The organism is Pseudoalteromonas fuliginea (genome assembly GCF_000690055.1).
Taxonomy (GTDB): Bacteria; Pseudomonadota; Gammaproteobacteria; order Enterobacterales; family Alteromonadaceae; genus Pseudoalteromonas; species Pseudoalteromonas fuliginea.
This window is the reverse complement of the sequence record NZ_JJNZ01000047.1, coordinates 21,283-44,262: the sequence shown is the minus strand read 5'-3', so window position 1 is coordinate 44,262 and position 22,980 is coordinate 21,283. Positions and strand designations below refer to the sequence as shown.

15 protein-coding genes are annotated in these 22,980 nt (G+C 40.1%); 2 read left to right on the top strand and 13 right to left on the bottom strand.

Annotated features, from left to right (window positions below; genetic code table 11):
• Positions 1–18: 18 nt before the first annotated feature.
• The 4 genes from DC53_RS07045 to DC53_RS07060 form a co-directional block, all read right to left on the bottom strand.
• Positions 19–1,542 (bottom strand): FAD-dependent oxidoreductase, encoded by a 1,524-nt coding sequence (locus DC53_RS07045; RefSeq protein ID WP_050484147.1) that lies wholly within the window; start codon positions 1,540–1,542, stop codon positions 19–21.
• 227 nt (positions 1,543–1,769) lie between these two features.
• Positions 1,770–2,963 carry an alginate export family protein gene (locus tag DC53_RS07050; protein ID WP_033030641.1) on the bottom strand — a complete coding sequence of 398 codons (1,194 nt, stop codon included), beginning with the start codon at positions 2,961–2,963 and terminating at the stop codon, positions 1,770–1,772.
• 9 nt (positions 2,964–2,972) lie between these two features.
• Positions 2,973–4,715 carry a bifunctional protein-serine/threonine kinase/phosphatase gene (locus DC53_RS07055; RefSeq protein WP_033030635.1) on the bottom strand — a complete coding sequence of 581 codons (1,743 nt, stop codon included), beginning with the start codon at positions 4,713–4,715 and terminating at the stop codon, positions 2,973–2,975.
• 13 nt (positions 4,716–4,728) lie between these two features.
• The gene (locus DC53_RS07060; protein WP_033030633.1) at positions 4,729–6,198 is read right to left on the bottom strand and encodes a NarK family nitrate/nitrite MFS transporter; all 1,470 of its coding nucleotides are present in this window, start codon (positions 6,196–6,198) and stop codon (positions 4,729–4,731) included.
• A gap of 288 nt (positions 6,199–6,486) precedes the next feature.
• On the opposite strand from DC53_RS07060, the gene moeB reads away from it, so the two are divergent.
• Positions 6,487–7,245 carry a molybdopterin-synthase adenylyltransferase MoeB gene (moeB, locus tag DC53_RS07065; protein WP_033030675.1) on the top strand — a complete coding sequence of 253 codons (759 nt, stop codon included), beginning with the start codon at positions 6,487–6,489 and terminating at the stop codon, positions 7,243–7,245.
• Here moeB and DC53_RS07070 read toward each other — a convergent pair whose 3' ends face one another.
• The 3 genes from DC53_RS07070 to modA are packed head-to-tail and all read right to left on the bottom strand — an operon-like array spanning position 7,246 to position 9,641.
• Entirely contained in the window at positions 7,246–8,274 is a 1,029-nt protein-coding gene (locus tag DC53_RS07070) for an ATP-binding cassette domain-containing protein (RefSeq protein WP_033030630.1), read from the bottom strand. It lies immediately after the preceding gene.
• A 1-nt stretch (position 8,275) separates the two neighbouring features.
• The gene (gene modB, locus DC53_RS07075) at positions 8,276–8,953 is read right to left on the bottom strand and encodes a molybdate ABC transporter permease subunit (RefSeq protein ID WP_002959821.1); all 678 of its coding nucleotides are present in this window, start codon (positions 8,951–8,953) and stop codon (positions 8,276–8,278) included.
• Positions 8,940–9,641, bottom strand: coding sequence for a molybdate ABC transporter substrate-binding protein (gene modA, locus DC53_RS07080; protein ID WP_033030628.1), 702 nt, complete (start codon positions 9,639–9,641; stop codon positions 8,940–8,942). The genes modB and modA overlap by 14 nt, the downstream gene beginning before the upstream one ends.
• A 96-nt stretch (positions 9,642–9,737) precedes the next feature.
• Between modA and moeA the strand changes: the two genes are divergently transcribed.
• Complete coding sequence (moeA, locus tag DC53_RS07085) at positions 9,738–10,955, top strand: molybdopterin molybdotransferase MoeA (protein WP_033030627.1); 1,218 nt, start codon at positions 9,738–9,740, stop codon at positions 10,953–10,955.
• Between the two features lie 67 nt (positions 10,956–11,022).
• On the opposite strand, the gene DC53_RS07090 is transcribed toward moeA, so the two are convergent.
• The 6 genes from DC53_RS07090 to prpC all read right to left on the bottom strand — a co-directional run bounded on the left by DC53_RS07090 (position 11,023) and on the right by prpC (position 22,957).
• A complete protein-coding gene (locus DC53_RS07090) occupies positions 11,023–12,903 on the bottom strand; it encodes a hypothetical protein (RefSeq protein ID WP_033030626.1) in 1,881 nt (626 codons plus the stop codon).
• Between the two features lie 9 nt (positions 12,904–12,912).
• The gene (locus DC53_RS07095) at positions 12,913–14,004 is read right to left on the bottom strand and encodes a hypothetical protein (protein ID WP_033030625.1); all 1,092 of its coding nucleotides are present in this window, start codon (positions 14,002–14,004) and stop codon (positions 12,913–12,915) included.
• Between the two features lie 64 nt (positions 14,005–14,068).
• A complete protein-coding gene (locus DC53_RS07100) occupies positions 14,069–17,092 on the bottom strand; it encodes a hypothetical protein (protein WP_033030624.1) in 3,024 nt (1,007 codons plus the stop codon).
• A gap of 827 nt (positions 17,093–17,919) precedes the next feature.
• A complete protein-coding gene (prpF, locus tag DC53_RS07105; protein WP_007375253.1) occupies positions 17,920–19,086 on the bottom strand; it encodes a 2-methylaconitate cis-trans isomerase PrpF in 1,167 nt (388 codons plus the stop codon).
• An 11-nt stretch (positions 19,087–19,097) separates the two neighbouring features.
• Complete coding sequence (acnD, locus tag DC53_RS07110) at positions 19,098–21,707, bottom strand: Fe/S-dependent 2-methylisocitrate dehydratase AcnD (protein ID WP_007375254.1); 2,610 nt, start codon at positions 21,705–21,707, stop codon at positions 19,098–19,100.
• 125 nt (positions 21,708–21,832) lie between these two features.
• On the bottom strand, positions 21,833–22,957 hold the full coding sequence (prpC, locus tag DC53_RS07115) for a bifunctional 2-methylcitrate synthase/citrate synthase (protein ID WP_033030623.1): 1,125 nt from the start codon (positions 22,955–22,957) through the stop codon (positions 21,833–21,835).
• Positions 22,958–22,980: the final 23 nt, after the last annotated feature.

Sequence of the window (22,980 nt, the reverse complement as noted above, 5' to 3'; positions counted from 1 at the left end):
CTTTTAGTGTGCTTTAATTTATGCAGGCTGTTTTACAGGCTCATTAATGGTAACTACGTTAATAGTGTTACTTGCTTTAGCGAGCACGCTGTTTATTACGTTTTGAACGAGCTTTTCACACCCTCCACAACCTGTACTGGCTTTGGTGCTTTGCTGCACACTTGCCAAATCTATGCAGCCGTTAGAAACTGATTGTTCAATGGTGTGTTTGGTTACTTTATGACACGCGCAAATAATGGCGTCATCAGGCAAGTCATCGGCGCTTAGCTCTGCCATGTCGCCGGCAAGGGGCATAATGAGCGCTTCGGGATCGGTGGTAAGCTCAATGTCGTTTAAATGATATTGCAGCAAATTGTCGTAATCGCTGGTATCGCCAACAAGTACCGCGCCAATCAGCTTATTACTTTGTGAATTAGTGACTATTTTTTTATAAATACCATTGGCTTGGTCTTCAAAGTAATAGCTTATTGCGCCTTCGCTGCGTGCATGCGCATCGCCGATAGAGCCTACTTCAACACCCATTAATTTAAGCTTAGTGCTCATATCGGCACCGCTAAATTCATCGGCTTTATTGTCTAAGCCAGTACTTTGTAAACTACCTTGCTGCGTATCTTGTAAAATATGACCAACTGCTATTTTAGCCATGGCGTAACCAGGTGCCACTAAGCCAAAAATAAAATTATTCCACAGTGCACATTCACCAATAGCGTATATGTTTTTATCGCTCGTTTGGCAGTGGTTATTAATTACAATACCGCCGCGCTCGCCTAACTCTAAATTAAACTCGCGGGCCAAATTATCATAAGGGCGAATACCCGCCGAAAATACAATCATGTCGGTTTCAAGGGTTTTACCGCCCTTAAAACACATTTTGTAACGGCAACTTTCACCTTCTACTATTTCCTCCGTTGCTACCGATGTATGCACAGTAACGCCTAAATCCGTAATTTTGTTTTTTAGTAGCCGACCGCCACCAGCATCAACTTGTACACCCATAAGTTGCGGAGCAAATTCTATTACGTGAGTATGCAGACCCAATTGCTTTAATGCGTTTGCAGCTTCAAGCCCCAGTAAACCGCCACCAATTACCACGCCTACTTTGCTGCCGTGGGCTGAATTTTTTATTGCGTGTAAATCGTTAATGGTGCGATAAACAAGGCAATGCTCGCGATCTTTACCCGGTATAGGCGGTACAAATGGGAATGAACCTGTAGCAAGCACAAGTTTGTCGTATTCAAACAACTCCCCTTTAGCGGTCGTTACAGTGTGCATATCACGATTTATATCAACCACTTTAGAATGAGTATGAAAGCGTATTTGCCAATCGTCATAGGTTTTATTGCATGTAAGTGCGAGGTCGTCTGCGGTTTTGCCTTTAAAAAAAGAGGATAGTTGTACACGGTCATACGCTAAACGGTCTTCACCGCTAAGTACCGTAATTTCAAATTGCTCATCAGCTTGATTTTGAGAAACTAGCTGCTGCACAAAATGGTGCCCGACCATTCCGTTTCCTACCACTACAACACGCTGCTTGCTTAACATTTACCCACCTTAAAGTGATACCTATTTTAGTAATTGACTAAAACTGACATCGAATAATTTGTTATAGGTTTGTTATAGCAATATGTAAGCCAAATATATAAGCACTTAAAATCAACAAGTTAACTACATTGGTGCAGAGGTGAAAAGCATAAAGCCCCACAAGATGGTGCAATTGCACCATCTTGTGTCGCTATAAATTACAAGTGAATATTAGAAGATAATGAGGGTTAAAATTTAGCGCTCATCCATACCCACAATTTTTGAGTATCGACTTTATTAGCAGCAGTATCGCCCGCTGAGTAATCAGCGTATTTAACACCCACTGCGTATTGTTTATTAATAGGTTTAACGTATTGTACGTTTAGTTCAGTACCCAAATCGTCAACCCCATTTGATTGCTCATTAGCATCAAAACTGTGATAAGCCACCAGCCATTTTCCGTCAAACGCTTTACCGTTTAAGCTTATGTAAGTGTCGTCCAAGCCTTGTGTGGGTGTATTTAAAAACGTATCTGTCCAACCATTAAATTTATGTAACGTGGCAAGCGGTGTTGCAAACCCGTAATCGCCATTGTCAGAGCCAAGTGACTCTATGCCGACTTTTAAAGTTACTGTTTTTATGCCCAACCCATTTAAATCCACAGCGCCTTCAAGTGCATAGTAATCAGCATCAAAATCACTCACGCTTGTTGACGCAGACTGCGTTGCATACTCCGCTTTGTAATAAAATTTTATGTCGTTTAGGGTTTTATTACCGTTAAAAGAAACGCCATAAGTGTCTAAACTGTCGTCTTGTAGTGCATCGTCACTTAATAAGTAACTGTATAAAACCACTTTACCGTAGTCTGTTTTAAAGCTTGCATTAATTAGATGATCGGACGATTTAATGTCTTTATCGTCAGCAAATATGCGGTTACGCTTATTTAAATAACTGTACTGTAAATCTATGTTATTAAATGCGTAATTAATGGTTGCTGCATCAAAGGTTTGCCTGTCTTGGCGCCAACCTACGTGCCCAACAAAACGCTGCCCATCAAGGGCTATTACTTGGCGTCCTACTTTTAGCGATAGACCATCGCGGGCATATTTAACAAAACCTTGATCTATCTCAGTGTTTTCTGGGTCTGCAATAACAGAGTAATTAGTATTTTTCCCCACCGTATTGTTGTAATCATCTACGCCCAATAGGCTGCGAGTATCTTCTACTTCAATAAGGGCTGAAAAACCATTCACCTCATCTGTTTGATGCGTTAAGCGGGTTCTAAGTGTTAAGCCGCTTGCATCTTTTAAGGCATTTTCTTGATCAACGCTTTCAAAACGCAGTCTAAAATCAAGATCAGTTTGCGAAGCTTGGCTTATTGAAGGCGCAGTGAAGCAACCCAGTATAAAAATAATAGGTAAGTTGTTCTTGTAATTAAGCATTTTGGTTCTCTAAGTTTTAATTATTAATACACATACCAAAGCAATAAATAAACACAGCGAAATACATTTCCACACCATAACTGGATCGCGTTTCATTATTGAACTTTTATTAGCGGTACTTTCTAAATAAGGATTAGGTTTGTTGATATCGTTTATAAACTCAGAAAAAGCTTGGTATCTGAGCTCAGGTTTAGGGGCAAGCGCCTTCATAAGGGCTTGATCTAACCAAAACGGAATATCGGCTCTGTATTTACGAATACTTGTGTAATGCCAATGGGTGTAATCTTTTGGCGCTACGTGGTTAAGTGGCAGTGGTTTATAAGGCAATTTTGAGCACAATAACTCATATGCAATCACGCCAAGTGAAAACAAATCACTTTTAAAATCGGCGTGCATAGTAATAAGTGTTTCGGGTGCGGTGTAGTCGGCAGTACCTTGCGGGCAATCATCCGCAATTTGTTTAACCGACTCGTCCATAGCCGCAACACTTACTGTGCCGTAATCTATGAGCGTTACTTTACCGTGCGCATCTATCATTACATTATCGAGTTTTAAATCGCGATGTACCATATCGAGTCGCTGAAACGCCCTTAGTGCATGTACTATTTGTTCAATAATACTGCGTACTTGGGTTATTTCTGGGTGCGGCACGTCGTGCTTCCAATCACTGAGTGTTTGCCCGTCCATGTACTCACAAATATGATACAAAAAACGACTCTGCGATTGCGTACTCAGTACTTTCATCACGTTTAAATGGTTTATGCGTTGCCCTACCCAGCCTTCTCTTATAAAGCCTTGAAGGTAGTGCACATCGTCTTCAAAATTAACCGAAGGTGCTTTTAAAACCACTGGCGGTATATCGGGCGCTTGTTGCACTAAATAAATGTGTGAGCGACTACTGGCATGTAATTTACGAATAACCGTGTAGTCATCAATTTTTTGCCCAACATTAAGCGCTGGTGGAATTTTTCGTCGTGTTAGCGAATGGTAAAGTTCATCTAACTTTTGCTCGGCAATATTTTCTACTTTTACCAGTAAACAACTTACGTTGTCGTCACTGCCTCGTGCTAATGCAAGTTCGGTAATTGCTTTAGCTGCATTTTCTAAATTAGTGTACTCGTTAATTAATTTAGCTATATCACTACTTGGGAGCACATCGTGTACGCCATCGCAGGTTAATATATAAATATCGTCTGCTTTTAGGTCAACTTCGTATACATCTATTTCTTGATGAAGTTGTGCGCCAAGTGCACGCGTTAGCGTATCGTTTACTTTGTGATCCCGTGTTATTGCCTCTATTTTATTTCCTCGCAAGCGAGTAATACGCGTATCACCTAAGTGAAATATATAACCCGTTGCCGACTTTAAAATAAGTGCTGTAAAAGTCGTCATCCAATCGGCTTGGCGCTGACCAAGGTGATTGTAATTAACCGATTGCGAATAAAGCCACTGATTTAAACTTGCTAACACCTTCGACACTGACTTTTTAACCGCCCAACTTTCGGGGGTATTTAAATACTCATTTATAAAATGAGTAACCGAAAGTTGAGACGCTTGTTTAGCATTTTTTGCTGATGAACACCCATCGGCTAAGCAGGCAATAACGCCTTTAGACTCTTTTTCTTGCGCTTTGGTATTAAGAGCTGCAAACGCATCTTGATTTTCTGCTTTTAACCCTTTAGCACTGTGCCCGCCAAATGAAACGTTGAGTTCATTTTTTAGCGATTTAGCGTGGAGTGTTTCATCAAACATAGTCAATAATGCCTTAAGTCACTGAAATAAGTTCAACGGTGCCGTCTTCATTTACTTCGGTAATATGGCCATCTGGTTCTTTCATAAAAAACAGTGCAGCTAGACCAAGTAATGCACTACCCGCAATAATGAAAAAGAAAGTTTGATAATCAACAAGTGACAATGCCGTTAAGTACACTACTGCACCTACATTACCGTAAGCACCTGTCATACCTGCAATTTGCCCAGTTAAACGACGTTTAATTAACGGTACTGCCGCAAATACAGCGCCTTCACCAGCTTGCACAAAGAACGAACACGCCATAGCTGCAACAACTGCAAGCCATAAAGGCCAAGAAGCATCAACCAAGCCCATTACAAAATAACCAACAGCAAGACCCGTTGTAAGTACAATAAGGGTAATACGACGACCTAATTTATCTGAAATCCAACCGCCACCTGGGCGAGATGCTAAATTCATAAATGCATAAGCAGAGGCTAAAATACCCGCGTACACCATATCAAGCGCAAACACATCCATAAAAAATAGCGGTAACATAGATACAACTGCAAGCTCAGAACCAAAAGTTGTAAAATATAAAATATTTAAAACAGCCACTTGCTTAAATTCATAACGATGAGACTCAGGTACTGGCTCTTTAAAAATATGACCATTTACGTCAAAGGTTTTATACACTTCGTAAATATAAAGCAGAACTAAAAAAGCATACACGGCAAGTACAAAGTTAGCCGAAATTAGGTTAGCACCGGTTGGTGAAAGCTTCCAAGTAAGTAATGCTAGAGCACCATACATAGGAATTTTCATAATAAGAAGTAATACAAAGTCGCCTTTACTGGTTACTTCCATTGCGCCTACTTTTTTAGGCTTAAAGTATGTACCGCCTTTTGGTGTATCGGTTACATTTAAGTACCAAATAATACCAAATATAACGCTTAATACACCCGTTAAACCTACTGCGTAACGCCAACCATCTTCGCCACCAAACATAAGTGCAATAATTGGCAATAACATAGCCGCTGCTGCTGAACCAAAGTTACCCCAGCCGCCATAAATACCTTCTGCTATGCCCAGCTCGTTAGCAGGAAACCATTCACTCACCATACGAATGCCCACAACAAAGCCAGCACCAATAAAGCCTAGCGCAAAACGCGCTATAGCGGCTTGTTCAAATGTGGTTGCCATAGCAAACATAAAACACGGAATACTACAGGTAATAAGTAGCGCCGCATAAACAATCCGGGGACCAAATTTATCGGTCAGCATACCCACCACAACACGGGCAGGAATAGTTAACGCTACATTTAAAATTAGTAATGTTTTAACTTGTGCCATGGTAATACCAAGCGAGCCCGCAATTGCACCCAATAAAGGAGCATGGTTAAACCATACAAAAAATGACACAAAAAAGACCATCCAACTTAGATGTAATACTTTCATTTTTCCTTTAAAGGATATTAAGTTAAATCCAGAACTCGGTTGCATGTTTATTTCCTCGTAAACGTATTATTATTTTATAAATGCCCCACTCTTTTATATGAGTAGCAGCCCAAACTTTGTTAAATTTTAGTTAACCCAATACAGCAATTACTGAGCCACTAATTAAAAACCATATATTTCAGTTGGTTATATGCATTTATTATTTTAATGCGTTATAGTTGCACTATATGAGTGAGGGGGTATGGGCTGTTACAGTGCAAATAAAAAGCGTTACTGCTTGCTCTAGGATTTAACAAATTGGTATTGTTCAAAAAAAGTATGAGATGTTTAAAAATGCAAAAAGCACCGTTAACGTACCAACAGCAACTACGCTATTCTCGGCACATTATGCTGCCGCAGCTTGATATAGACGGACAAGAGAAGCTATGGCAATCGCATGCTTTAATTGTTGGTGTGGGTGGGCTTGGATGTGCGGTAAGTCAATATTTAGCGGCATCTGGCGTTGGCACGCTTACCTTAGTTGATAACGATGAAATAGACGTAACCAACCTACAAAGGCAAATACTGTATAAAGAAAGCGATATTGGTAGCTCAAAATGCAGTGCTGCAAAAAAACAGCTTAACGCACTTAATAGTGAAATAGATATAAACACCATTGAGGCATTTTTTGATGTAAATACCTCTACAAAACAATTATTTAATAACATTGATATAGTGATTGATTGTTCAGATAACCTAGCAACGCGTAATGCACTTAATAACGCCTGTTTTAAAGCTAAAGTTCCGCTAGTGTCTGGCTCTGCAATACGTATGGAAGGACAAGTCGCGTGTTTTACTATGGATGAAAACAGCCATTGTTATGGTTGTTTATCGCAATTTTTTAGTGAACAAACACAAAGTTGCTCCGAATCTGGTGTGCTTTCTCCTATTGTGGGGCTAATAGGCAGTATTCAGGCTACTGAAGCGCTAAAAATGCTTGCTGGTTTGCCAAGTGGTTTAAGCGAGCACTTACTGCTGGTGGATGGTTTAAGCATGGAATTTAATCGTTTTAAAATAGCTAAAAGCAGTCAATGTGCAGTGTGCAGCATTTAGTTATTCTAGATTACTGATTGTTGTATAAAGCACATCGCCCACTTTAAAGTCGTTTTTGTCCCACACTCGTCTTGATGCCAAACAATACAATGTTTGCCCATCTACATTGAGCGTTAACTGCCACTTATTATTAATAAGCTCAGCCTGAGTTAATACCGACTTTAAAACATTGCTATGCGTTGTTTGCTCAGGCTTTAACGCACTAAGCGACATTTGCTCACTTTCTATAATTAGCTTATTACTGCTATCTACAAGTGCAGGAAGCACAAAAAGCGGTTGCTCACTTTGCTGTAATTGCAGTTGATATAGCCCGTAGTCTTCATCAAATTTAACCACATCGTAATTAATTAAGCTCAGCGGTGTTTGCCTGTCGTTTGCGTAAATAGCTTTTGCAACGTGCGCACTTGCACCTTGGTTTATCACCTTACCTTTATCAAGCTGAATAAGGGTATCGCAGCAAAATAGCAGCTCTTTTAATGAGTGACTTACTATTATAAATTTAATATTAAACTTAACGGCTAACTCATTGAGTTTAGTGAGCGTTTTAAAACGCAATGACCAATCAAGCGCACTAAAAGGCTCATCGAGCATTATAAATTTTTGACCGGCAAGCAAAGTGCGCGCAAATACTACACGCTGGCGCTCGCCACCCGATAAGCTTTGTACATCACGATTTAGTAAATCTTGTAATTCAAGTGTTTTAACAACGTATTGAAGCGTTAAGCTGGTTTGCTTATTTCCGCAGTGTTTTTGTGTAAACGCTAAATTACCTGCCACATCTAAATGAGGAAACAACGGACACGATTGCAACTGAAGCGTTATACCGCGTTTATCACTTGGCAACTCATGCACTGGCTGATTATTAATATGAACACTTTTTGCAGGCTCTAAACCACTAATACAACGCAGTAATGTTGACTTACCTGAGCCTGAAGGCCCGTAGACACCCAACACATTAAACGACTCAAGCTCAAGGTTTATATCTAAATCAAAATTATTGAGTGCTTTAAAAAGGCTTAACTTAATCATTTTATTGCTTAACCCCTACAATGCTTTTATTAAACTTAAATAACAGCACTAAACAGGCAAACGAAATAGCCAGTAAAATAAGTGAAAGCTGATGCGCCGCCGTATAATTTAACGATTCAACATGGTCATAAAGCGCAATAGACACCACCTGTGTTTGCCCCTGAATATTACCGCCAATCATTAATACCAAACCAAATTCACCCAATGTATGCGCAAAACCTAAAGCAAACGCGCTACCAATACTGGGTTTTAAAAGCGGAATGATTAAATGCACAAAGCGTTTAAACGGGCTCAACCCAAGCGCAATGGCAGCTTCGTTATAGGTTTGATTAATATGTTTAAACCCAGCCACAAGCGGCTGCATTACAAAAGGCAGTGAATAAAAAAGCGAGCCGATAACCACGCCCTGAAAACTAAACGCAAGCTGCGTACCCGTTAGCCAAAACCAAAACTGCCCAAAAGCGTGATCAGGCGAAAATAAAACAAGTAAGTAAAACCCTAATAATGTAGGCGGTAGCACTAAAGGCATTGCAATTAATGCCTCTAAAAATGGTTTAAATTTACCGTTATAGCCAGCGAGCTTGTATGCCAGTGGAATACAAAAAACAAGAAGGAGTACTGCGGTTATAAAGGCAAGTTTTATAGTTAACCACAGCGCGGTTAAATCACTTTGAAGCATTGTTGTCCTTTATTCTGTAACCTAATTCAATTAACTGCTGCTGCGTAGCTTCTGCCATTAAAAATTGCATAAGTTGCTTAGCGCTAGCATGCTTTTTAGTCGAGCTAATAATAACGCCTTGTTGAATTATATCGGGATATTGATTGGTAGGCAGCACGGTGTACTCTAAATATTTTTGATCTTGCGTGTTACTGTAAGCCGCCTTTAGCGATGAAACAGCCACCAGCCCTACTCCTACATTACCGCTTTGCACAAACTGAAACGCATGCGTAATGTTATTCCCGTACACATAATTTATTGGTTTTTTAAAATGGTTACTAGCGTAGTGCTCTGAGGCACGCCCGTAGGGTGAAAAACGCGGATTAGCAATGGCTACTTTATCATTTACTTTTTCAGCTTTGGGTTGCCACAAAGCAAGCTCACCTAACGCGTAAGTGATTAAACTGCTTTGCTCGGCATAGCCTTCTTTAATAAGTGATTTCGGTCGAAAATCGTCAGCCGATAAAAACACATCAAATGGCGCGCCATGCACTATTTGCGAATATAAAACACCGCTAGAAGCTGCTGATATTTTCACGTCAATATTTGGTAATGGAGATTTTTTTAGTAGGGTTTGCAATACCGTTTTAAAATTACTCGCCACGGCTACTTGCAGCGTTTCTTTTGCGTTTACGCTGCACGAAAACATGCATATCACACACAAAAAATAACCCAACCATGTATTGTAAAGCTTTGACATTATAAGTATTGTTTCAAAATAAAATGATTTAAGTAAGCAATATATATGAACGATGTTTGCAATGCACCCGGTTTATTGCCAATTGAAACTGCAATACAGAATATACTTGGCACAATAACGCCTGTTAAAGACGTTGAAACTATTTCTATAATGCAAAGCGTTGATCGCGTTTTAGCAAGCGATGTTAAGTCAACTATAAACGTACCCGCTCATAACAACTCAGCAATGGATGGCTATGCGCTGTGTATTTCAGATAAAAGCTTAACCTACACACAAGTAGGTAGTGTGTTTGCAGGTCAAGTTTTTGAAGAAACGCTTACCCCAGGCCAATGCGTAAGAATAATGACCGGCGCCGCCATTGCACCAGGCGCTAACGGCGTTGTAATGCAAGAAAATGCCTCGGTTGATGGTGATAAAATTACGTTTACCGCGCAACCAAAACTAAACGAAAACGTGCGTTTTGCTGGCGAAGATATAGCAATCGACGACGTTATTTTAAAAGCAGGCGATAAACTAAAAGCCGTTGATGTGGGGTTACTTGCATCTTTAGGAATTGCCAATATAGACGTAGTAAGAAACTTAAAAATAGCCGTGCTTTCTACAGGCGATGAGCTAATAGAACCTGGTCAGCCTCTTGAGCAAGGCGCTATTTTTGAGAGCAACCGCGCTGTTATTATTAGTGCGCTGCAACAAAAAAATATAGACGTGCTTGATTTAGGAATTATCCCTGATGACAAAGAACTCATCACTAATGCATTTTTAAAAGCGAACGAACTTGCCGATGCCGTAATAAGCTCAGGCGGTGTATCCGTTGGTGAAGCCGACTTTACAAAAGAAGTGCTCAACGAAATTGGCAATATTCACTTTTGGAAAATAGCCATGAAACCAGGCAAACCTTTTGCCTTTGGTAAATTAAGTAACAGTTACTTTTTTGGCTTGCCAGGTAACCCTGTGTCGGCTGCTGTTACATTTAATCAGTTAGTAGAGCCTGCACTGCAAAAGCTGTCGGGTCTTGGTGACGTAAATCCTAAAATGCGTTTTAACGCTATTACTACATCCGTTATTAAAAAGCGCCCAGGAAGAGCCGACTTTCAACGCGGTACTGCAACAACTAACGAGCAAGGTGACTTGGTGGTTGCCCCGTTTAATAAACAGGGCTCGGGTGTACTTTCGTCGCTTAGTAAAGCTAACTGCTTAATTGTAGTGCCAGCACAAAGCGGCAATATCGAAAAAGGTGCAACGGTAAGTATTGAGTTGTTATAAATACTTAATATAGACATAAAAAACCAACTAATGTTGGGCTTTTATGTCTAATATTTAAGTCAATTAATTAGAACAACGATTCAAAATCGCCATTTGAAAATAAAACCCCGGGGATGCCACGAACGGCAGTAACGTCAGCTATTTTAGTATCACCAAAATATAAACCGCCACTGTAATTACGGCCCTTTTGTTTTACATCTAACCAACGGCCATTTTCGCCTTTCGCAATGAGGTTAATATTGCCACTAACATCACGAATACGTAAATCTAGCGCGCTATTTTTTACACTAACAAATATATCTGTAGAAGTAAGTTCAGATAAATTTTCAACATCACCTACGTATGCAAATTTAAAGTCGCTTGCTCCACTTAATGGAAAATCTAACTCAAAAGTAAAGGCTAAATCATCATTGTCTTCGCCAATAAAAGGCGAAGCCTCTACTGCTGTGATATGAAATGCAGTGTTTTGAATGCCGCTTACGTAATTACCATTAAAATCAAAGGTAGATAACGTAGTTGACTCCTCACCTAGTGAATTAACAAAACGATTTAAGTTTAATGATAAGTCACCTTCTAGTTTACCCGCTGTTTTATTGATAATTACATTGGTCGTGATCTGCGCTATACCTGTATCAGCTTCTGGGTTTAATTCACTTTGAGCATCTATACCATCAAATTGAATAACCAGCTCACTCACATCAACACTTAATACCGTAGCGCCATTTGTGACAGTTGCACTCATTACACCTTCAATTTTATCTCCCAGTACACCACTTACCCTAAATGTTGGGATTGATAAATCAATTGCTATAGGTAAATCATCATATGTGCCAGTAATAGCCCATGTATAAGGTGATTGGCTATAAATGATATCCAAATCACGAAGCTTATATTGTCCTGCTGGCGTAGAGCCTTCTGCAAGTGGAGAATAGTTTGTAATAACTTCATTTAAAGCATTAGTAAGCGCACTAAGAGTTCTTTGTGTGTCTTCATCAAATGCACCTTCAAGCTCAGTAAATTTTGCGTCTAATTCATCTGAGTAAGCTTTTTCTTGAAGTCTTGCAACACCTATTATATTTCGCGTATCAACAAGTAACTCTCTTGAATCTAAGCTTTGTACTTCTGCTGAACGAGCCTGCCAATTTGTGAATGTAGTTACGCTCGCAATGGTTTGCTTAACTTGACCAGCGACATTTTTCAGCAAAGCATTACCTTGGTCGCTAAATAAGTTATCTGTAACATACTGCACTGCTAAATCGCTGTAATCTTGCCACGCTTGCTGGTCAGTCTCCAAGTTAGTAAATGCATTAAAAGCACTTACAACGCTAAACGTACTATCAGCAACACCAGCTAAAATTGCCGCGTAAGTAAATGCGTTAGTAACCATTTCTGCTTCAACACTTGCATTTAAATTACTGTGCGTTAAATGATAAAAAGGCGTGGCTGATAAACTAGCCTGTGTAGCACCAAAACCTTCGTCAGTAATTGCTTTACTCAATGGCGATAAATAAACCGTATTTACACCAGGAGCACTAAAAGCAGCTGCTTTGTAATTAAGAGTAACGGCTGTTAATTCTTGATAGTCGATTAAACGGTTCGCGTTTAAGTCATTTGCATCACCACGAACTGTTCTGCCGCAACCGGTAAAGCGTGGGCAAGGTAGCGTTGTATCACTAGGTATAAACTCAAAGCTATTAAAAGTAAGTGGAGTTACATTTATACTCGCAGTATTGATGTTTTCGACTTCAATTGATTCTTTCACCACCCCATCACTATCTAAAACATTAAGCGTTCCCTGTGGTGATTGCCAATTAGATACATAAAAATTTACAGAAGAAGATGTTGAAGCTTCACTCACTGCAACAGATTCTGAACTGTCACTGTCTGATGAAGAACCACAACCTACCAATGCAATAGCGACCCCTAAAGGTATAATTTGTTTTAACATCTTCATTCCTTAAAACTTAATGTTCACGTACCAATTCACATTCGCATAATAGGCTTTATCTAAATCTAAGCTATCTGTTTGTAAATTAAGACCAAAATATTCACTTTCTATACCAACCAAAAACGCTTCACTTTTTGTTTCGTAGCCTGCTTGTACTTTCCAATGATCCCAAAAGTGAATGCGGCCTTTTAATTGGCTAAACGTGTCTTTATCGTAACGTTTTAAAGTTAGTTGGGTTGAAAAACGCTCGTTTATTCTGTAATCGGCAAATGCTTGTAGTCGCATTTCCATCTCAAAATCATGCGATTCGGTATTTCCAAATGCAGACGTTTTTAATGATACTGTTGGCTGGGTAGTAATGTCGCCGTTGTCATTTTCACTAAATGGAACTTCTGTAGTTTGGCCTTTAACAAAGCCACTATCGTCGTAATCTGTTTTATAGAGTAAATCTTTTACACTAAAACCAAGTTGTAGTTCATCATTTACTTGCCAATCAGCAAAAATATCTAGGCTATAGCCTAGGCTTTCAGGTTTCTGGTCTGGTGTGAATTTTTTAAATAAAATATCTTTTGAAAAATTGTAATCAACAGTTACAGCACCTTCAACTTCATCGCTATAAATTTCGCCATTTACAGTAGCATCTTGAAAATGCGTACTCGAAAAAACGGATAATTTAGGTGTAATTGTTAATGAATTTTTATCTAAAAACTTAAAATCGTAAGATACAAAAACACCATTTGAAGTCGCTTGTTTTGCATCTAAATTATATGTATAAAAACGATCCTCAAACTCTAAATCATTTTTTTCAGTGTGAGTGTATTTGGCCGTATCTGGATCAAAATTAAGCACGTAATCATAGCGACTTTGTAAACCAACCTTAAAATTCCCGAAACCCACACCGACTTCAAATATATTGTAAGTAAATGCACTGTCTCCCGATTTTAGTGGTGCATCGAAATCATCGACAAAAGCTTGTACTGGCTGTGCTTCGGTGTAAATCTCTGCGTCAAAATGTGTAAATACTTGAAATTGGTTATCTGCGGAAACAAATGGAGAAATAAGAGCTGTTGAAAATCCTAACAAGAGAATTTTTTTTTTCATAATTTAATCGCTTTCTATAAAAAAAGGGAAAAGCGCTAGGCTTTTCCCTTTTATAGTTTAAATATTACTTAGATGAATCAATTAAATCAACATCAGTGTAATCAACCACGTCACCATCGATATAGGTTATTGAAATACCATTAGTAATCTCGGTTACTGTACCAAAAGACATCATAGCCTCATTGTACATAGCCATAACGCTACCTATGTAATCCGCACTTTCGCCATCAGTAATAGACAATGTGTAACCCATAGCATCATTCACAGTAATATCTAAGGTACTGTCAGAGCTCATTACTTTAAAGTCTACATCACCAGATACACCTTCTAATAAAATAGAACTTGAATCTGTTTCTTCATCAGCTGTAATGCTTAACACGCCGTTAAAGCCAGAATCGCCATCCATAATTTCAATATGGTTAGTCGTTTCAGTCATTATGATTTCTGCATCATCTACATTATCAGCCGTCACCGCGCCATCAAAAGTAAATACTAAACATGAATCGATTTGAGTAGCATCAATTGTACCTGCTGCAAATTCAACACAATCTGTCAATGCTGCTACTTGCGTATCAGCAGTTACAAGCTTAATAGATGCATCATTTTCGCCTACCAGCGTAGCACCCCAAGCAACAACTAGCTTATCACCTTCATAAGAAGCCGCTGCGTTAATCATTTCACCTGTAGTAGCATTGCTAAGCATAAGTGTAAGATCATCTAAGCTGTAATTGTAAGCCCAGTTAGGGAAACGTGTAGATGTACCCGATGCAGAATCACCCATACCAGAAACTTCATCGATTACATCAGCTACAATTTCAGCAGCATCAATAATAGCACCACCACCAGTACTCGTTAGCACTGTCATAGTCGCTAATGACTCTGACGTAGCTTTAACAGAAGCTAGTACAGTTAGTTTAGGAAGCGCTTCTTCTGCAGCAACTTGAAGCGCTAACGCAGCTGTAAACTGCTCTGCTGCTAATTCAGCTTTATCAGTAGCAACTTTAACCATTGCATCAGCATCATCAACTAATGTTTGTGCTGCGTCTTTATCTTCATCTGTTACAGCAACATCTAAATATGCTTGTGCAGCTGCTTTAGCTTGCGCTATAGCAATTTCCAATGCATCTACAGTTGTAGCAAATTCAGATGCGGCAGAGACTGCTGCTGTTGCAAGCTCTAAAGCAGCCGCTGCATTAACAGCGGTATCGATCGTCGCGTTTTGTGCATCAGCAAGCGCTGAAGTAGAAGCAGCTTCTGCTGTCATTGATAGGGTTTGCTTCGCATCTGCAACATCTGCTGCATCAATAGCAATAGCTTTAGCCGCCGTTACTTCAACATCAAACTCTGTAACAGCCGCATCAACAGCAATAACTAATTCAGCAAGCGCTGCGTCAAACGCACTTACTTTGTCAACTTCTGTATTTGCATCAGATAGTAGATCTTCTGCATTATCAAGAATTTGTTGGTATGTATTATTTTGGTCAACAAGTAATGTTGCTGCTGAAACAAGACCTTGAGACTTAATAAATAATTTATTTACTTTATTTGCTAAATCGGCAGTTTCAGCTTCATTAACAAGTGTAGCTACTGCACTTGCAAATGCGACAGCACTTGCTGCATCAGTAACCGTTTCTCCACCTAGAGATTGAGCATCTGCTAAGTTAGTCTCAGCTGTCACGACTAAAGCTTGTAAAGTAACAAGTTCAGCTTCTGATGCTGTAACCTCTGCTGTAACAGAAACAGCTAATTGAGCATAAAAATTGTCATCAGCTTCACAGTTATCTGTACAACCTAACTTTTCTAATGCTTTTTTAACTTTTTTAGCAATAAGAGCTAAACTAGCGTCAGTTGCTGCGCCATTTTTAATAGCTTTATTTTTTGCTGCTTTTGCTTTAGCAGCAATGCCAGCCGCTTGTAAAATAAATGCATCTTTTTCAGCATCTGTTGCATTTGGATTAACAACATTGAATGCATTTATAATTGCAGCTTCAATAGCATCATCATCACCAGTAGCAATGGCTAAAAAAATGTTAGATGTGTTTGTTACTGCTTGTTGAAGTTTAGCCGCTAACGCTGCAATTTCAGCATCATCACTACCGCTTAACTTACCATCTTTAATGCCTGTTTTTAATTTACTTAGCACATCGCTGATAGAGTCTAAACCTTGAATAGATGACGCTATTTGAGAAATTGCTAAAATACCTTCGCTTAACTCTTCTTCACCGTCTACATCACTTAAATCAACTGCACCACCAATTGAAGGGTCAGCAAGTAACTCTGGTATTTGAAGTGTGCTATCAGGTCCCATTAATTGGAAAAAACTGCGTAAACTTACTTCAGCAATAGTAGGAGGACCAACCTCTCCTCCAGCTGTAATAATTAACTGAGAACCGATAGTCGTAAACAATGTTGCATTAGCTGTTAAAGAACGAGATACACCTGGATCGCCTTGAGCTCCACTTGCACCTGACGTATCAGCTGTAATTGCTGGGACAAATTTGATTACTGAAAGTTCTAGATCAGTTTTGTACCATTCACCAAATTCAATTGCAGTATCGCCATCATTTACATCATCAACTTCTGGGGCTGTTGCGTAAGAACCACAACCTAAGTAAGCATCACATCTTAAAAAGCTCTCATCGCCTTCTTCTGACGTTTTAACTGTGATGTAAACTGGTCCAGTAAAGTTATCTTCTAAGAAAATGCTGTAGCGTCCGCTTTCATTTGTTAGAACATCATCAGGGTTACCTGCAATTTTGTTTGCTTCTAAATCAGCATCGGCTGCATCTTGCGATAAACCTTCTCCAGAGAAAGATTCAGCTTCAGAAGAGGCTTCTAATCTAAATGCAACAGGTACACTTTGACCAGTTGCATCTAATGTAGAAACGCTTACTACCGCGTTCATCATTGCGCCTTTAACAGCTTTACCAGTTACTTCAACATTAAATTGAGCATCATCTGATGAGCTAAAAGATTCAACAGGAGGTACGTATACATTCCTATCGTTATCAGAACCACAAGCTGTTAAGCCCAATGTAAGTGCAACTGATGCTGCAATTGGTGTAAATTTGATCATACGCTTCGACATTTATTTCTCCTTGATAGCTTGAAATGAGTATCAGAAATTAGTTTAGTCACAATTTGCATTGTTCAAGTTTACAAAAATAATAAACGAACACGCAATACTAACCTTTGTTACTAGAATTCTAAAAATACCATTAAGCCATATATTTTTGCTACATATTTATACATTTTATTAAATGTATTTTGATTTTATCTACATACTATTTCTTTATGACCCTCAGTAATCTAATTAAAAATCATAAAAACTCAGGACGCTAAAATATAGTATATCCATTTTGTGAATTGAATATTACATTTAATTTAGTTTGTTAATATTATTCTTCAAGTAAATGCGATGAATCGAAGAAAAAAGCGGTTTTTTTACTGAACTGGAATGAAAATTAACTAAAAAAATATGACTATGACAACATTCAAATTTTTTCAATCGCTAAGCATTGAGCCATATATTTGGTTTTTCTTTTTATTACCTAAGGCAATTTAATCGCGATGCGAGGTTTGTAATCTAGTGGGCTCGCTAACTGCGTTGAAAATAGCTGGCTAGAGAAAATAAGTTTAATATCATCATGATTCAATATGTTAGTAAGTCTCTTAACCAGAGTTAAGGTTAAGTAATAACCGAGCAAATAGTCCCCAACACGAACCCAAGGGCAATGCATGTTTGACATCTATGCTGCGTTATCGCCTATTTATAGTAAATAACACCATAGGCGTTGCCTTGCCTAAAAACCAAACATACAGCTGCAAATTCAACCTCGAAGATAAATAGACCCAGATATTGAAATAATTACTACATAGAAAACCCCACTGCATAATCACAAGAGGGACTTTATTTTAATAAGGAACCCTTACAACCCCTTCCATTAATACTCGTGCACTGCGGCTCATACTTGCTTTGGTAACTAGCCAATTACCTGCAGTATTTTTAGCTTCAGCACCTACTTTTAGCGTGCCCGACGGATGACCAAAGTTAACTTCACTCAATGCGCCGCCACCAGCGGCTATATTTACGAGTGTGCCTTCGATTGCTGCGGCCGTGCCAATAGCAACAGCCGCTGTGCCCATCATGGCATGGTGCAGTTTACCCATCGACATAGCGCGCACTAATAAATTGATATTTGCAGCTTCAATAAGCTTTCCGCTAGACGCTTTGTAATCTAAAGGTGATGCAACAAACGCAACCTTTGGCGTATGTTGGCGAACTTGCGCTTCACTAATGTTAGTGATTAAGCCCATTTTAACAGCGCCATAAGCACGAATGGTTTCAAGCTTTTCAAGCGCTGCAACATCGTTATTTATATCGTCTTGCAGCTCTGTGCCGGTATAACCAATATCAGTGGCTTTAATAAATACAGTAGGAATACCTGCATTTATCATGGTTGCTTTTAAAGTACCAACACCTGGAACCTCTAAGTCATCAACTACGTTACCTGTTGGAAATAACGCGCCATCGCCATCAGCGGGGTCCATAAATTCAAGTTTTACTTCAGCTGAAGCAAAAGTAACACCATCGAGTTCAAAGTCACCGATTTCTTGCACTTCGCCATTTGTCATAGGGACATGCACTAATATGCTTTTTTTAATATTAGCCTGCCACACCCGCACGATAGCAACACCGTTATTAGGTACTCTGCTTCTATCGACTAAACCATTACTAATGGCAAAAGCACCGACTGCTGACGTTAAGTTGCCACAGTTACCACTCCAATCTACAAAAGGTTTATCTATAGCCACTTGACCAAACAAGTAATCAACATCGTGTTCGGCTTGCTCACTTTTACTTAAAATGACGGTTTTACTGGTACTTGATGTAGCACCGCCCATGCCATCCGTTTGCTTAGCATACGGATCGGGGCTGCCAATAACACGCAGTAATAAATTATCGCGCGCCTCGCCTGCTACTTGAGCAGGCTTTGGCAAATCAGTTAAATTAAAAAATACACCTTTACTGGTGCCGCCACGCATATAGGTTGCAGGCACTTTAATTTGCGGTTTAAACATAATGCTTGCCCTTATGCAGATTGTGTTGCTTCTAAAAAGTCTTGAGCAAAGCGCTGTAATACACCACCAGCTGCGTAAATAGAAAGCTCTTCTTGGGTGTCGATACGGCACTTCATAGGCACAGTAAGCACTTCACTGTCTTTACGGGTAATGCTTAAATTAACGGTGGCGCCTGGTTTTAAATCACCCGTTACATTGTACGTTTCACTGCCATCCAGCTTTAGAGTTTTACGCGTTGTGCCTGCTTTAAACTCAAGCGGTAAAACCCCCATACCAATTAAGTTAGTACGGTGAATACGCTCAAAGCCCTCAGCTGCTATTACTTCAACGCCTGCAAGTCTTACGCCTTTTGCAGCCCAATCGCGCGATGAACCTTGACCGTAATCGGCACCGGCTACGATAATAAGCGGTTGTTTACGCTCCATGTAAGCTTCGATTGCTTCCCACATACGGGTATTAGTACCTTGTGGCTCTAAGCGTGCGTAAGAACCTTGTTTAACGTCGCCGTTTTCGTCAAGTACCATTTCGTTTAGCAGCTTTGGATTGGCAAAGGTTGCACGCTGCGCTGTTAAATGATCGCCCCGGTGCGTTGCGTACGAGTTATAGTCTTCCTCTGGGACGTTCATTTTGGTCAGGTATTCGCCAGCAGCGCTGCTTGCCATAATTGCGTTTGATGGCGATAAATGATCCGTTGTAATGTTATCGCCAAGAACTGCAAGCGCACGCATACCGGTCATTGTGCGCTCACCCGCAAGTGCACCTTCCCAATAAGGAGGGCGACGAATGTAGGTGCTTTCTGGGCGCCAATCGTAAAGTGGGTCGTTATCTTCACCGTAATCTACGGTTAAATTAAACATTGGCTCGTATACTTTTCTAAATTGCTCAGGCTTAACGCTTTGCTTAATAACTGCATCAATCTCTTCGTCAGATGGCCATAAATCTTTAAGTGTAATATCGTTACCTTGTTGATCTTGCCCAAGTATTCCTTTTTCAATATCAAAGCGAATAGTACCAGCAATGGCGTACGCAACAACCAAAGGAGGTGACGCTAAAAATGCTTGCTTAGCATAAGGGTGAATACGCCCATCAAAGTTGCGATTACCCGAAAGCACCGCGGTAGTGTATAAATCGCGATCGATCACTTCTTTTTGAATAACAGGGTCAAGCGCCCCGCTCATACCATTACAGGTAGTACACGCAAAACCAACAATGCCAAAGCCAAGTTGCTCAAGCTCTGTTAGTAAGTTTGCATCTTCAAGGTATGATTGCACTGCTTTTGAGCCCGGTGCTAATGAAGTTTTAACCCAAGGTTTGCGCATTAAACCCTTAGCATTTGCGTTACGGGCAAGGAGTGCTGCAGCTATTACATTGCGTGGATTACTCGTATTAGTACAGCTAGTAATAGCAGCAATAATACACGCGCCGTCTGGCATTAAGCCCTCTTCATTTTCAACAATACCCGAAATACCTTCTTTAGCTAAATCGCTTGTTGATACTCGGCGGTGTGGATTAGATGGACCTGCAATATTGCGCCCCACGCTTGATAAATCAAACGTAAGCACACGCTCATATTTTGCGGTTTTTAAGCTATCGCTCCAAAGGCCTGCTGTTTTTGCGTAGTTTTCTACAAGGGCAATTTGTTCTTCTTCGCGACCTGTTAAACGCAAGTAATCTATTGTTTTATCATCAATATAAAACATGGCTGCAGTTGCGCCAAATTCAGGCGTCATGTTCGAAATGGTTGCTCTGTCGCCAAGTGTAAGCGCGTCGGCACCTTCACCGTAAAACTCTAAATAAGTAGAAACAACACGTTGCTCACGTAAAAATTCAGTAATGGCCAACACAATATCGGTAGCGGTAATACCTGGTTGGCGCTTACCTGTTAGCTCAACACCAACAATATCAGGTAAGCGAATATAAGAAGCGCGGCCCAGCATTACGCTTTCAGCTTCAAGCCCGCCTACACCCACCGCAATAACACCCAGCGCATCAACATGAGGCGTGTGGCTGTCGGTACCTACTAGTGTATCTGGAAATGCAATGCCATCTCGGTTTTGAATAACCGGCGACATTTTTTCAAGATTAATTTGATGCATAATGCCGTTACCCGGTGGAATAACGTCAATATTTTTAAACGCAGTTTTAGTCCAGTTTATAAAATGAAAACGGTCATCATTTCGTCTGTCTTCAATAGCGCGGTTTTTTTCAAATGCGTCAGGATCAAAACCGGCATGCTCTACCGCTAGTGAATGATCCACTATTAACTGCGTAGGTACTACCGGATTCACTTTAGCCGGATCGCCGCCTTTTGCTGCAATTGCATCACGAAGCCCAGCTAAATCAACAAGTGCTGTTTGGCCTAAAATATCGTGGCACACTACACGCGCCGGATACCACGGAAAATCTAAATCTTGTTTGCGCTCAATCAGCTGATTAAGTGCATCGGTTAACATGGCAGGGTCGCATCGGCGTACTAGGTTTTCGGCAAATACACGCGATGTATAAGGTAGTGTGGCGTATGCACCTGGCTTAATTGCATCTACGGCTTCTTGCGTATCGTAATAGTCGACATTTGAGCCCGGTAGAGGTTTACGGTATTGGGTATTATTAATTATGGTCATAATAAATTCGCTAATTGATGACGGTGTTTGCTCACAGCTAGCGTGTTTAATGAAAAGTTGAGAAAAACTGCTCGCTAGTGGCTATGTGCAATAAAAAAGTGAGCACATGCGTGCTCACCCATTTTTTAACGTGACTCTATTGGTGTGTAACTACGTGCATCGGGCCCTGTGTAATCGGCACTTGGGCGAATAATACGGTTGTTAGCACGTTGCTCTTTTACATGGGCAGTCCAACCAGTAACACGGCTCATTACAAATATTGGCGTAAATAATTTAGTTGGAATATCCATAAAGTGATAAGCAGATGCATGGAAAAAATCAGCATTACAAAACAGTTTTTTCTCGCGCCACATAATCTCTTCACAACGAACAGACACAGGGTAAAGCACGGTATCGCCTACCTCTGCTGCTAGTTTTTCAGACCACTTTTTAATAATTACGTTACGCGGATCCGATTCGCGATAAATCGCGTGACCAAAGCCCATTATTTTGTCTTTACGTTCAAGCATGCCCATAATTTCTTTCTCAGCATGTTCAGCGCTTGTAAAACCTTGAGTCATATCCATTGCCGCTTCGTTAGCACCACCATGTAATGGACCACGCAGCGTACCAATCGCACCAGTTACGCAAGAATGAATATCAGAAAGCGTTGATGCACACACACGCCCTGTAAAGGTAGAGGCGTTAAACTCGTGCTCTGCGTACAAAATTAGTGATACATTCATTACCTGTGCAAACAATTCACTGGGTGCTTTGTCATGTAACAGTGTTAAAAAATGTGCGCCAACAGAGTCGTCATCTGTTTGTGTTTCAATGCGTACGCCATCGTGTGTAAAGCGGTACCAGTAACAAATAATACTTGGGAACACAGCAACCATACGGTCGATTGCATCATTAGCTTGGCTAAAATCAAGCTCCATTTCAAGGTTACCCAACATTGAGCAACCCGTGCGCATTACATCCATTGGGTGCGCGTCATTAGGAATATTTTCAAGCACGGTTTTAAGCGCATCAGGTAAGCCGCGTAAACTTTTTAGTTTTGCTTTATATTCTGCCAATTCGCTTGTGGTTGGTAACTCACCACGTGAAAGTAAAAAAGACACTTCTTCAAACTGCGCTTTTTCGGCAAGTTCACTAATATCATAACCACAATACGTTAAACCAGAACCACTTTGTCCAACAGTACACAATGCTGTTTGACCAGCCACTTGTCCGCGTAAACCCGCGCCGCCTAATGCTTTATCTACCATGATTTTCTCCTATCTTAAATTTG